Here is a 13,271-nt window from a genome sequence, read left to right on the forward strand (position 1 = left end):
TCAATAGGCATCGTTGAGGGCTTTTTGGTTGATGGTAACGCCGTAAGTCCCTTCCAATGCGCTGCTCAGCTGCGACAGCAGGTCACCCTGCATGTCGTTGAGAGCCTTGTCCGCGACGGCGCGATAAATGGCCGAGCCGGTGTCGGGCGTGGCGGGAACGATCGTCGCCAGACGCGCCACGGTGTGCGCGCCGGTGCCTTCGGCCGATGTCGCTTCGCCGGTTTTGAGGGTGAACAAGGTGTCGATCAGGTTGGCGGGCAGGGCACCCAGTTCCAGCCCCTTGCCGTCGCGGGTGAACGGCGTGGTGACGGTGGCGGCGAAACCGATCGACTGGGCGACGGTGGTGGCATCTTCACCGGCTTGCAGGCGCGCTTGCGCGGCTTTGGCCAGTTCACCGGCCATTTCGGCGCGCTTTTGCGCATCCCAAGCCATGGCGACATCGTTTTTGACGGTGTCCAGCGGTCGCAGCGCGGGGGCCGTGATGCCATCGACGCGCACCACCACGAAGGCGTTGCCATCAGTGGTTTCGCTCATCTGGCCGTCTTGGCCCTCGCTAAGCTGAAACGCCTGATTGACCACGTCGGCGACATAAGGCGTCGTCAGCGGCTTGCCGTCCGGGCCCAGGCCCTGGGCGTCGACGGCGGCGATGTGGGTCGCGGTGGTGCCCAATGCGGTGGCGGCTTCTTCAAACGTCATGCCGCTGCCCAGCAAATCTTCGGTCTTGGTCGACTGTTCGTACAAGGCCGTCAGTGCTCGGTCCATCTTCACCGCTTTGGCGAGTTCGTCGTGGACGTCGGCCAGCGGTTTGACGACGCTCGGCGTGATGTCGACGACTTCGAACACGTGCCAACCGAGCGGGCTTTGCAACACGTCGCTGCGTCCACCCTTGGGCAGGGCGAACAGGGCGGTGGCGATATCGGCGCTGAGGTTCGAGGCGTCTGCGGTGGTGAAATCGCCGATCTCGATCATGGCCGGATTGGCGCCGACTTCGGCGGCGACCTCGGTGATCGCCTTGCCGCCGTCCAACAGCGTCTTGGCCTTTTGCGCACTGGCTTCGTCGTTGGTCACGATCTGGCGCAGGGTGCGCTTTTCGGGCGTCAGGTAATCGGCTTCGCGCTCGTTGTAGGCATTTTGGATGTCTTCTTCGCTGACCGTGATGCCGGCGGCGATGGTTTCGCCCTGCAGCACGATGGCGGTGATTTTGCGGTATTCCGGGGCCATGAAGCTGGCGGCATGGTCTTGGTGGAACTGCGCCAACTCCGCGTCGCTGGGCGCTTTGACGTTGAGCAGGTTGGCGTGTTCGATGCGGATGACTTCAGCCGAACGCTGTTCGGCGGCGTGGGCGTATAGAGCAGACACCAACGGTTTGGGCACGATCGCGCCGTCACGGATCGGCCCCAGATATTGCTGACGCGCCATGTTTTCACGCACCCGGGCGACGTAGCTGTCTTCGCTAAAGCCGTTGCGGCCGAGGATGTTGATGAAGATGTTGCGATCGAACTGGCCGGCGTCGTTGAAGAATTCCGGCGTGCGCTTGATCTCGTCGAGGATCTGCGCGTCGGTGATCATCAAGCCGATGTCGCGCGCGCTCTCATTGATCAGGGCGCTTTGCACCAAACGACCGACCAGCAGGTTGCCGATGCCCATGGCTTGGCCCTGTTCGCGGGTGATCTCTTGCCCGAAGATCTGCGACATGCGTTGCAGTTCGCGGGCGAATTCGGCGCGGAACGCTTCGGCCGAAATGTTCGTGTCGCCGACAGAGGCGACCGCCGTGTTGGCCGCGCGGCCGCGGAAAATGTCGCCAATGCCCCAAGCGGCGAAGCTCAAAATCAACAGGCCCAGGAACGCCTTGATGAAGATGGTATTGGCGGATTTGCGCATGAATTCGAGCATGAGGGCACGGTGTCCTAAATAAACGTGAATTTTGAAAGGCGAAACGCCCCCCAATCAATTGGCGCGCATCATAAAAGGGGTGCGGGGGCGGGGCAAGCGGCGAATGTGCACAATGCATAATGTCATCGACATGTCTGTACAACCGTCGATAAAGATCCTCAAAGTGTGCGCGCAAGCTGATAGAAGCAGCGCCATGACGACCACTTGCCAGAAAATCTCGCTTTGCTAATATTTGTGTCCGACCGTTCTCGGAATAGTTATCAGAGGGAGAGTTGATTATGATTGTTTTGCGTCTTGCCGTTTTTTTCATGGCTATGGTCACGTTCGCCGGAAGCCTTGTCTTGGCCGTCTTAACGATGCCGCTCGGCTTAAACAATGCCATGGGCATTATCGGTGCGGTCGCCGTCGGCACAGCTGTTGCTGTTCCAGTCGCCTGGGTGGTCGCCAATAAGATGTCCGCAGGGATGAACAGCTAAAATTCACAGAATTCGATATGTCTTAAAAAAACGGAGCGTGATGTCCATCACGCTCCGCTTTTTTATGCAAAATGCCCGAGGCGCTACCGTTTAGTCATACATCACGGTTGTGCCTGGGGACACTAGGTCCAAGTCGTATGGCTGCCCCGCGCTTTGAACGACAAAACGACTGATGGGTTCTAGATACAGACGGTATGTCGAATGATGGATGGGGAGGATTTTGCGTGGTGAAACTTGACCCGCAAGTTCGATCACGTCATCGGCCCCCATACTTATCTTCCCAAGCGGCCCGCTGGTGCCGACGCCGCCCATGTTCGGGATCAGAATATCGGGTTTGCCAAGGTCTTTGAGGGACTGTACCACATCGGGCGTGGGAAATGAGTCTCCAGTCCAATACAGCGTGCGTCGCCAATCTCCTTGGGAAAATTCAAGCCAATAGCCATTCCCGACACCCAAAATAGGATCCAACTGGCGATTGTGCGTGTGATGCGCTTTGAGTGCGGTAATGGTGACGCGCCCCGCACCAGCGTTGAAGCTATAACTTTCATGCCAAGCCAAACCCTTCACTTTGGCAAATCCCATGGCGAAGACTTTTTCGCGGTCACTCTGCGGCGTTATGAAGGGTTTCGTTTCTGGAATTTGAGCCTGCGCCGTTTGATCGAAATGATCTTCGTGGGCGTGACTTAACAAGACGACATCGTAATCCGTGGGCCGTGCGCCGGGAAAGGGTGATAACCGGGCAAAGGTTTTCACCGTAGGGCCGACGTTGAGATCGAACATTTCATTGGGATCGCCCATGGTGAAGGCATGCAAACCGTCACCGAATGTTGGGTCCGTCAGAATGGTCAAATCGTTAAACGAGATCGCCATTGTCGCACCGCCAAACCACTTTACTTGAACGTAGGGCTGAGGGGTGCTTGGAGCTGCAAATGCGTTCGAAATGCCGAACAGGGCGATGAGGATGGTGAGGGTGCTGATCAGAAAAGGTCGAAACATCTCGGGTCTCCTAGTTTGGGATCCTCGGATGTTGCCACATCGATTTTGAATGCATTATCCGGTTAATGTTGATCAAACAATCCGATATAATCGTTCAATGGTAAATCTTACTCAACTTCAAACGTTTATCGAAATAGCCCGCACAGGAAGCTTCACGCAAGCCAGTCAACGTCTGTCCGTGCCGCGTTCCACAGTGAGTGCGCGCATGCAGGCGTTGGAAGAACGGCTGAACGTGCGGCTTTTGCATCGCACCACACGGCGGGTTGCCTTGACGAGTGAAGGGCGCAGCTATCTCGACACGTGTCAAGCTGCTCTCGACCGTCTGATGGCCGCAGAATCCGAATTGGCCCAAACGAACAGATTGTCGGGCACGATCCGCATGACGGTGCCGATTGATATGTCGAAAACATATCTGGCGCATACCTTGAATGCGTTCCTGGCTGAAAACCCGTCACTCAATATTGAGGTGGTGGTCAGTGATGAAACGCTTGATCTCGTGGCGAACCACATCGACTTGGCTCTTCGCGGCGGTGCGCCGGGCGGTGAGGGGTTGGTCGCGCGGCGGTTTGGGGAAGGGCGGATGGCGCTATATGCCAGCCCCGCCTATAAAACCGCCAATATTTCCCAAGCCCCCTTGCAAAGCTTAACCGGTCACATTCTTTTCGACCCCGCCCAACAGCGGCGCAGAACCAAAGCGTTGAACGGAGCGCAAAAAGGGCCCATTGAAACGCGAAATTTCGAGCTCGCTAAAGCCCTGGCCATCCAATCGGCCGGTATTGCCTTGTTGCCACAAAGCCTATGTCGTCAAGAGGTTGCCGCTGGGCTCTTGGTACCCCTTGAATTTGACAAGGTCTTAACGGATTTGGCGCTGTATATCGTCTTACCGACACGCCAATACGTTCCCGCCCGGGTACGCGCCTTGATCGATTTCCTCGTATCTACAGATAAAATCTCTGACCAACTGACGTGAGCTAACCTCTAGCTTTTTTGCCCACCCCAAAGTGTATGTCGCTTTGCCGGGCAGCTGTGATAGAACTCTTCACCTTATTTTTGACACTCACACTCGAATTCCGGGGGATGGAAACCATGACCGCACGCCGCACGTTGATTGCAGGCAATTGGAAAATGAACGGGCTGAGCGCTGATGGCGTCGCGCTGGCTTCTGGCTTGGCCGACAAAATGAAAGCGGCCGGCGCTGTCGACTTCGACATGCTGGTGTGCCCGCCGGCGGGCTTGATCTCCAAGGTCGTCGACGCAGTGGCCGGTTCCGGCATGCACGTGGGCGGCCAGGACTGCCACATGAACGAGAAGGGCGCGCACACCGGCGACACGTCGGCCGCTTTGCTCAAGGACTTGGGTTGCAGCTACGCCATCGTCGGCCATTCCGAGCGCCGCACCGACCACGCCGAAACCGACGCCATCGTCGCCGCCAAAGCCGCCGCGGCGCAGGCCCAAGGCCTGATCGCAGTGATCTGCATCGGCGAAACCGAAGCCCAGCGCGATGCGGGGCAGACGCTCGACGTCAACGGTTCGCAAATCGCCGGTTCCGTACCCGAAGGCAGCACCGCCGCCAACACCGTCATCGCTTACGAGCCGGTGTGGGCCATCGGCACCGGCCGCACGCCGACCAGCGCCGAAGTGCAAGAGGTTCATGCCTTCATCCGTGGCGAGTTGGCGAAAAAGATCGGCGCGGACGAAGCGGCCAAGACCCGTATTCTGTACGGCGGTTCCATGAATCCGAAGAATGCGGCGGAGCTGCTGGCGCTGGCGGACGTCGACGGCGGTTTGATCGGTGGCGCAAGCCTCAAGGTCGACGACTTCTGGACCGTGGCCCAAAGCGCCTAAGGCGGGCGGAAAATTATAATTTTCCCTAGCCAAGACGGCTTTTTGGGACTATTTACGGCACAACAAATAACTGGGCCCGGGTAACGCCCTCTATAGGCTCCCCGGGCTCTTTCACTTGGAAACTGATCTATGTCGTCACTTTTGCCTGTTTTGTTGGTCATCCATGTTCTCGTCACCATCGCGCTGATCGGCATCGTGCTGATCCAAAAAAGCGAAGGCGGTGCGTTGGGCATCGGCGGCGGTGGCGGTGGCGGCATGGGCGGTTTCATGACCGGTCGCGAAACCGCGAACCTGCTGACTCGCACCACGGCGATCTTGGCGACGTTGTTCATGGGCCTCAGCCTGACCATCGCGATCATCACCGGCGCGGATAAAGAGTCCGGCTCGATTCTCGATTCGGCACCGAACGCCGTTCAAACGGCCCCTGCACCGGTCGCTCCGGCCGAACCGGAAACGCCTTCCGCGCCCACCGCACCGGTCGCACAATAACCAGGATTTCCGGGGCTCTCAGCCGATGAGCTCAAGATACCCACAGGGGCGGCAAAACATTGCCGCCTCTTTCATTTTACACGCACGCACACTTAGCTATATTGGGGTTCCATGACACGGTATATTTTCATCACTGGTGGCGTGGTTTCCTCACTCGGAAAAGGGTTGGCATCGGCCGCCTTGGGCGCAGCGCTTCAGGCGCGCGGCTACAGCGTGCGTTTGCGCAAACTCGACCCTTATATCAACGTCGATCCAGGCACCATGAGCCCCTACCAGCACGGCGAAGTCTTCGTCACCGACGACGGCGCCGAAACCGACCTGGACTTGGGACATTACGAACGCTTCACCTGCGTCAACGCGCGCCAATCGGACAACGTGACCACCGGCCGCGTCTATTCCGAGGTCATCGCCAAGGAACGCCGTGGCGACTATCTGGGCGCGACGGTTCAGGTCATTCCGCACATCACCGACAGCATCAAGAATTTCGTGCTATCGCATGAAGGCGACGAAGATTTCATGCTGATCGAAATTGGCGGCACGGTCGGCGACATCGAAAGCCTGCCGTTCCTGGAAGCGATTCGCCAGTTGGGCAACGAACTGGGCCGGGCGCGGGCGATGTACATTCACCTGACGCTGCTGCCTTACATTCCGACCGCGGGCGAGCTCAAGACCAAACCGACCCAACACTCGGTCAAGGAACTGTTGAGCGTTGGTATCAAAGCCGACTTGCTGATGTGCCGCGCCGACCGCGACATTCCCGAAGGCGAACGGCGCAAGATCGCACTGTTTTGTAACGTCGCGCCGGACGCGGTCATTCCTGCGCTCGATGTCTCCAGCATCTACCAGGTGCCGATCAGCTATCACGAACAGGGCCTGGACGACCAGGTGTGCAAGCACTTCGGCATCACCGACGCGCCTGCGCCGGACCTGTCGCGTTGGCAAGACGTCGTCGACCGCGTCACCAACCCCGAAGGCGAAGTCGCCATCGCCGTGGTCGGCAAGTATGTCGAATTGCTCGATGCCTACAAATCCCTGGCCGAGGCGCTGACCCATGGCGGCATCGCCAACACCGTCAAGGTCAAGCTGGAATGGATCGACGCGAGTATCTTCGAAGAAGATGAGCAGTCCGTCGTCTATCACCTGGAAGGCATGCACGGCATTTTGGTGCCGGGCGGCTTTGGCGAACGCGGCACCGAAGGCAAAATCAAGGCGGTGCAGTTCGCGCGCGAACACAACATCCCGTATTTCGGTATTTGCCTCGGCATGCAGGTCGCGGTGATCGAAGCGGCGCGCAACAAGGTCGGCTTGGCCGGTGCGGGGTCGACCGAACTGGGCAATCCCACCGAGCCTGTGGTCGGCCTGATGACCGAATGGGCCAAAGAGGGCGATCTTGAAAAGCGTGCCAAGGATGGCGATTTGGGCGGTACTATGCGCTTGGGAGCCTACGATTGCGTGCTCAAGGAAGGCACCAAGGCCCACGAAATTTACGGTGCGACGCAAATTTCCGAGCGCCATCGTCATCGTTATGAAGTAAACACCGCGTATATGGATCGCCTGGAAGCGGCGGGGCTCAAATTTTCCGGCATGTCGCCCGACGGCGTGTTGCCGGAAATCGTCGAATGGCCGGACCATCCGTGGTTCGTTGCGGTGCAGTTCCACCCGGAACTCAAATCGCGCCCGTTCGAACCGCACCCGCTGTTCGTATCGTTCATCGAGGCGGCGGTCCAGCAAGCCCGTTTGGTATAAAGAAAGCAGTTTCGAACATGGTCGATACCCGTCACGTCGCAGCAGGTCAGGTCACTTTCGGTAACGATCTGCCCTTGGCGTTGATTGCGGGCCCGTGTCAGATGGAAAGCCGCGCCCACGCCATGGAATTGGCGGTGGCGTGCAAGGAACTGACCGCAAAGCTCGGCATAGGCTTCGTTTTCAAAGCCTCGTTCGACAAAGCCAACCGCACCTCGCTGAAAGGCCAGCGCGGTTTGGGGTTGAGCAAGGCACTTGACGTGTTCGCCGAAATCAAGGAAAGCCTGGGCGTTCCGGTACTCACCGACGTGCACAGCGAGGCACAGTGCCAGCCGGTCGCCGAAGTGGTCGACATCTTACAGATTCCTGCTTTTTTGTGTCGCCAGACCGATCTGCTGGTCGCGGCCGCCCAGACCGGCGCGGTGATCAACGTCAAAAAAGGCCAATTTCTGGCCCCGTGGGACATGAAAAACGTTGTCGCCAAGCTGACCGACAGCGGCAACAATAACGTTTTGGTGACGGAACGCGGCACCAGCTTCGGCTACAACACCCTGGTCACCGATATGCGCGGCTTGCCGCAAATGGCGCACGACACCGGCATGCCGGTCATTTTCGACGCCACCCATTCCGTGCAACAACCGGGCGGACAAGGCGGTTCGTCGGGCGGCGATCGTCGCTTTGCGCCGATCTTGGCGCGCGCCGCCGTCGCCGTCGGCATTGCCGGCGTGTTTATCGAAACCCACGACGATCCGGACAATGCGCCCTCGGACGGGCCCAACATGATCCCGATCCGTGACCTCCCCGACGTGCTGGAGATCCTCATAGCGATCGACAAGGTAGCCAAAGCGCACCCTGTATCGTTATAGTCCGGCGCGAAATGAACGAGATATAGAAGGAAAAGATTGAAATGACGGCGATTGTCGACATTTACGGCCGCGAAATATTGGATAGCCGCGGCAACCCCACCATCGAAGTGGACGTGGTTTTGGAAAGCGGGGCGTTCGGCCGCGCTGCGGTGCCCTCGGGGGCCTCGACCGGCGCACACGAAGCGGTCGAACTTCGCGATGGCGACGCCAAACGCTACGGCGGCAAGGGCGTGCTGAAAGCGTGCGAAAGCGTCAACGGCGAACTGTCCGACACGCTCAGCGGTTTGGACGCCGAAGACCAGTTGCTGATCGACAAGACCATGATCGCGCTGGACGGTACCGAAAACAAAGCCCGCTTGGGCGCGAACGCGATCCTCGGCGTGTCCATGGCGGTCGCCAAGGCCGCGGCGGAAGAGGCGGGCCTGCCGCTTTACGCCTATTTGGGCGGTCCCAACGCGCACGTGTTGCCAACCCCGATGATGAACATCATCAACGGCGGCGAGCATGCTGACAATCCCATCGACTTTCAAGAATTCATGATCATGCCGGTCGGTGCGGAAACCATCGCCGACGCCGTGCGCATGGGCTCGGAAGTCTTCCACAAGCTCAAAAAGGGGCTGCACGACGCCGGTCACAACACCAACGTCGGTGATGAAGGCGGCTTTGCACCGGGCGTCGCGGGCACCGACGAAGCCATCGGCTTCGTGCTCAAGGCCATCGAAGCGGCAGGCTACACGCCGGGCGACGACGTGATGCTGGCGCTTGACGCGGCCTCGACCGAATTTTATCGCGACGGCAAATACCACATCAGCGGCGAAGGCAAGATCCTCGGCCCCGATGAAATGGTTCGCTATCTCGAAGACCTGGTCGGCCAATACCCGATCTTCTCGATCGAAGACGGCATGGCCGAAGATGATTGGGACGGCTGGAAAAGCCTTACCGACGCCATCGGCGACAAATGCCAGCTGGTCGGCGACGATCTGTTCGTCACCAACCCGGTGCGTTTGGCCGACGGCATCAAGAAGGGCGTCGCCAACTCGATCCTCATCAAGGTCAACCAGATCGGCACCCTGTCGGAAACATTCGAAGCTGTGGAAATGGCGCACCGCGCCGGGTACACCTCGGTCATTTCGCACCGTTCGGGCGAAACCGAAGACACCACCATCGCCGACATCGCGGTGGCGACCAACGCCGGTCAGATCAAAACCGGTTCGCTGTCGCGCTCGGACCGTATGGCCAAATACAACCAGTTGATCCGCATCGCCGAAGAACTGGACCCGGTGGCCAAATACGCCGGTCGCGCCATCTTGCGCTAAGCATCGACCTCTCTTGTGAAAGAGCGTCCCCCGGATCAAAATGGGGGACGCTCTTTTTTTGCCATCTTGGGAACTGTGAGCACATGAAGAATATGAAAACGATGATCGTGGGCGGTGTCGTGGTGATGATCACGGTGCTGTTGCTGGTCAGCAATGTCTACCTGTCGTCGACCGGTGATTTCAAATGCACCAACACCGAGGACGCCATCATCAAAGTCTCTGCCAAAGTGGTCATGCCCAGCCGCCCGACCGACCAGGAAAAGAAAGACGCCAGCTTGAGCAAATACTGCGCCATGCACACCCAAGTCTGCGCCACCAAGACCAGCGAAAAGACGCCGCAAGTTCTCGAAATTTGTCAGCCCTATCGTTAACGCTCGAAAAAGGACCGATCCATGCCCAATTTCCGCGTCGCCGTTGCCTTCGTCGCCGTGACCGCCATGGTGAGTGTGGGCGCGCCTGTCAAAGTTCAGGCCCAAGACTGGATGAAAACCTTGCAAGACGTGGTCGGCACCGCCGCCCAGCGTAGCGCGCCTGTGGTCGACACCACCGCGCTGAGCGCCCTGACGAACGAAGACATGGTCGCGGGCCTGAAAGAAGCCTTGCGCGTCGGCACGGAAACGGTGAGCGGGCAATTGGGCGCCGTGAACGGTTTCAACGCCGATCCGTCGATCCACATTCCGTTGCCCAGGGAACTGCAATCGGTTCAATCGACGCTCAAGAAGTTTGGCCTGGGAAGCCTTGCCGACGAAGTCGAATTGAAACTCAACCGTGGCGCCGAAGCCGCCATGCCCAAAGCTAAGGCGCTGGTGTGGCAGGCGATCTCGACCATGAGCCTGGATGACGCGAAAACCATCCTGAACGGCCCGGACGACGCCGCGACCCAGTACTTTCGCCGCGTTGCGACGCCGGAACTCACAGCCACGGTCGCTCCGGTGATCGAGCAGAACCTGCAAAACGTCGGTGCGGTGGCGGCGTATGATCAACTGCTGGGCCAGTACAAAAACATCCCGTTCGTGCCCGACCTGAAAGCCGACCTGACTTCCCATGCGACGACCTTGGCGTTGGACGGCTTGTTTTTGTACCTGGCGCGCGAAGAAGCCGCGATCCGCAAGGACCCGGCCAAGCGCACCACCGAAATCCTCACCAAAGTGTTCAGCGCGCTGTAGGCATATCGCATTTCCTCCGTCTCGTTCGGCGTGCTAAGATTCGTTTCGCGCCAGTGTGTTGAGGGGGAAAGACCATGTTTGAATCCGCAGAATTGGGCCACACCGTCAGCAAGGCCGAATACAATGCTGAAGTTCCCAACTTGCGCGAACAGCTTTTGGACGTGCAGTTTGAACTGGCGGAAAAAAAACCGTTCCCGGTCATCCTGATCATTTCCGGCGTCGATGGCGCGGGAAAAGGTCAAACGATGAACACACTTCATTTCTGGATGGATCCTCGCAACATCCATGCGCATGCGCTCGGCGAAGCCACGGATGAAGAGTTGGAGCGCCCGGCCATGTGGCGGTATTGGCGTAAGCTTCCGCCGCGCGGGTCAATCGGTGCGTTTTTCGGTTCTTGGTACAGCCATCCGATGCGCATGCGTATCGATGGCGGTAAGGACTGTGACTATCTGGACAGCTATCTGGTCGACTTCTTGCGGTTCGAGCGCATGCTCGCCGACGAAGGCGCATTGATCTTGAAGTTCTGGTTGCATCTGTCCAAGGATGCGTTGAAACAGCGGCTTACCGAGTTGGAAAGCGATAAAGCCACAAAGTGGCGGGTGACAAAAAAAGATTGGGATCGCTATGAGCGCTATGACGATCTGCGCCCGGTTGCCGAGCACGTACTGCGCCGCACCTCCACCGGTCATGCGCCGTGGATCGTGGTGGAAAGCTCGGATGAAAGGTATCGCAATCTTACCGTCGGACGGACACTCTTAAAGGCCTTGCAAGCGCGTCTCGGCGAAAAGGTGCAAGCCACCACAGCCTCGGTTCCGGTCCAGGCCTTGGCGCAAGACGATAATGTTAATTTGTTGACCAACCTCGATTACACAAAGGAACTGAGCAAAAAAGAATACAAAAAACAGCTGGAGCTTTATCAAGGCCGTCTGCACAAACTCAGTCGTTCACCAAAATTTCGCGATCATTCCGTGGTGGCTGTGTTCGAAGGCAACGACGCGGCGGGCAAGGGTGGGGCAATCCGTCGTGTGATCGGCGCCATGGACAGTCGCTTTTACAACATCGTTCCCATCGCCGCGCCGACCGACGAAGAAAAGGTTCAACCCTATCTGTGGCGGTTTTGGCGACATCTCCCGCGCAAGGGGCACTCCGTAATCTTTGATCGTTCCTGGTACGGGCGCGTCTTGGTGGAACGCGTCGAAGGCTTTTGCGCCGAAGGCGACTGGATGCGTGCTTACGGCGAAATCAACGATTTCGAAGAGGAAATGGCCCGTCATGGGGTCATCGTGGTGAAGTTCTGGCTGTCAATCACCGCCGAAGAGCAGCTCAAACGCTTCCAAGAACGCGAAGCCACCGGCTACAAACGCTTCAAGCTCACCGACGAAGACTGGCGCAATCGCGAAAAGTGGGACGAGTATTCCGCGGCCGTATGCGACATGGTCGAACGCACCTCCACTGAAATCGCACCGTGGACGTTGGTCGAGGCGAATTCGAAATACTACGCCCGTATCAAGGTGTTGAAGACCTTGTGCAAGCGGTTGGAGGCCGAACTTTAACGGTCCCGCTAAGTCGTTGTTAACGCATCCCTGTGCATAAAGGTTCTGTATGGTGCGACGCGGCCAGATGCGTTCGCGCGCCAAGCGACCGGGAAGAAGGCCAGGTCATGGGGATCATTCGTGAACTCAAGGTTCGCGCAGGACAAATCGCAGGACCCGTCATCGGCATGACGGTGGTGGTTTATTTCGCCTACCATGCCGTGCAGGGGGATCGCGGCTTGTTGGCGCTGGGCAAGTTGCGCGGCGAGGTCAACACCTTGCAGGCCGAAGTGCTCGACGTGCGCAACGAACGCTTCGAGCTTGAAAAGAAAGTCCACATGCTGCGCCCCGAAACCCTCGACCCCGACCTGCTGGAAGAACGCGCCCGCGATTTATTGGGATTCGGCAAGCCGGACGAGTGGATCGTCATCCTGCATCCCGACGACCCGACGCTCAGCGCCTTGGCGACGTTCAAGCAGCCATAACCCCGCCATACCCCCATTGCCAAATTCCATGCCTTGATGCACCCTCACGCCAGTTCAATGATTCGAGCAGGAGTTGTCCGAATGTCTGAATCCAAACGCCCGTCCTATGCGGTTATTTTCCCCAGTCAACGCACCAATGAAGACCCCGAAGGCTATGCCAAGACGGCCCAGCGCATGGTCGAACTTGCACTACAACAACCTGGATGCCTCGGCTTTGACAGCGCGCGCGACACCCAGGGCTTTGGCATCACGGTTTCATACTGGGAAAGCCTCGAAGCGATCAAAGCTTGGCGCGATCAAGGCGAACACTTAGAGGCGCAGGCTAAAGGCCGCGAAACTTGGTATGCAAATTACGATGTGCACATCACCAAAATCGAACACACCTATTCATTCCGAAAAAGCTGATCACCGCGTGCAGAGCTTGTAATATTGTTGCGCATTACGCTTGATTGAAGTGTTTAAAT

General features: G+C 58.3%; 14 protein-coding genes. 12 read left to right on the forward strand and 2 right to left on the reverse strand.

Translation table 11 applies throughout. From position 1 onward, the window contains the following. Positions 1 to 1,893, reverse strand: coding sequence for a SurA N-terminal domain-containing protein (locus tag VIN96_RS11845; RefSeq protein WP_331896433.1), 1,893 nt, complete (start codon positions 1,891 to 1,893; stop codon positions 1 to 3). A gap of 278 nt (positions 1,894 to 2,171) precedes the next feature. On the opposite strand from VIN96_RS11845, the gene VIN96_RS11850 reads away from it, so the two are divergent. Next, positions 2,172 to 2,369, forward strand: a complete 198-nt coding sequence (locus VIN96_RS11850; protein WP_331896434.1) for a hypothetical protein — start codon at positions 2,172 to 2,174, stop codon at positions 2,367 to 2,369. Positions 2,370 to 2,459: 90 nt separating this feature from the next. Here the strand turns inward: VIN96_RS11850 and VIN96_RS11855 are convergent, their stop codons facing one another. After that, positions 2,460 to 3,365 (reverse strand): MBL fold metallo-hydrolase, encoded by a 906-nt coding sequence (locus VIN96_RS11855; protein ID WP_331896435.1) that lies wholly within the window; start codon positions 3,363 to 3,365, stop codon positions 2,460 to 2,462. A 49-nt stretch (positions 3,366 to 3,414) separates the two neighbouring features. Here VIN96_RS11855 and VIN96_RS11860 point away from each other — a divergent pair, with 49 nt between their 5' ends. From VIN96_RS11860 to VIN96_RS11910, 11 genes are all read left to right on the forward strand, one after another. Further along, positions 3,415 to 4,335 carry a LysR family transcriptional regulator gene (locus VIN96_RS11860; RefSeq protein ID WP_331896436.1) on the forward strand — a complete coding sequence of 307 codons (921 nt, stop codon included), beginning with the start codon at positions 3,415 to 3,417 and terminating at the stop codon, positions 4,333 to 4,335. 116 nt (positions 4,336 to 4,451) lie between these two features. Beyond that, entirely contained in the window at positions 4,452 to 5,210 is a 759-nt protein-coding gene (gene tpiA / locus VIN96_RS11865; RefSeq protein WP_331896437.1) for a triose-phosphate isomerase, read from the forward strand. Positions 5,211 to 5,339: 129 nt separating this feature from the next. Continuing rightward, on the forward strand, positions 5,340 to 5,699 hold the full coding sequence (secG, locus tag VIN96_RS11870) for a preprotein translocase subunit SecG (protein WP_331896438.1): 360 nt from the start codon (positions 5,340 to 5,342) through the stop codon (positions 5,697 to 5,699). Between the two features lie 111 nt (positions 5,700 to 5,810). Then, complete coding sequence (locus VIN96_RS11875) at positions 5,811 to 7,445, forward strand: CTP synthase (RefSeq protein ID WP_331896439.1); 1,635 nt, start codon at positions 5,811 to 5,813, stop codon at positions 7,443 to 7,445. A 17-nt stretch (positions 7,446 to 7,462) separates the two neighbouring features. Further along, the gene (kdsA, locus tag VIN96_RS11880; protein WP_331896440.1) at positions 7,463 to 8,308 is read left to right on the forward strand and encodes a 3-deoxy-8-phosphooctulonate synthase; all 846 of its coding nucleotides are present in this window, start codon (positions 7,463 to 7,465) and stop codon (positions 8,306 to 8,308) included. A 41-nt stretch (positions 8,309 to 8,349) separates the two neighbouring features. Continuing rightward, a complete protein-coding gene (gene eno / locus VIN96_RS11885; protein WP_331896441.1) occupies positions 8,350 to 9,624 on the forward strand; it encodes a phosphopyruvate hydratase in 1,275 nt (424 codons plus the stop codon). 83 nt (positions 9,625 to 9,707) lie between these two features. Then, positions 9,708 to 9,995, forward strand: a complete 288-nt coding sequence (locus VIN96_RS11890) for a hypothetical protein (protein ID WP_331896442.1) — start codon at positions 9,708 to 9,710, stop codon at positions 9,993 to 9,995. 21 nt (positions 9,996 to 10,016) lie between these two features. Continuing rightward, on the forward strand, positions 10,017 to 10,790 hold the full coding sequence (locus VIN96_RS11895) for a DUF4197 domain-containing protein (protein WP_331896443.1): 774 nt from the start codon (positions 10,017 to 10,019) through the stop codon (positions 10,788 to 10,790). A 74-nt stretch (positions 10,791 to 10,864) separates the two neighbouring features. Next, a complete protein-coding gene (gene pap / locus VIN96_RS11900; protein ID WP_331896444.1) occupies positions 10,865 to 12,343 on the forward strand; it encodes a polyphosphate:AMP phosphotransferase in 1,479 nt (492 codons plus the stop codon). Between the two features lie 107 nt (positions 12,344 to 12,450). Further along, entirely contained in the window at positions 12,451 to 12,807 is a 357-nt protein-coding gene (locus VIN96_RS11905; RefSeq protein ID WP_331896445.1) for a septum formation initiator family protein, read from the forward strand. Between the two features lie 81 nt (positions 12,808 to 12,888). Beyond that, positions 12,889 to 13,212: an antibiotic biosynthesis monooxygenase gene (locus tag VIN96_RS11910; protein ID WP_331896446.1), complete on the forward strand. Its 324-nt coding sequence runs from the start codon at positions 12,889 to 12,891 to the stop codon at positions 13,210 to 13,212. The last annotated feature ends 59 nt before the right edge of the window (positions 13,213 to 13,271 follow it).

Source organism: Magnetovibrio sp., assembly GCF_036568125.1.
GTDB lineage: Bacteria > Pseudomonadota > Alphaproteobacteria > Rhodospirillales > Magnetovibrionaceae > Magnetovibrio.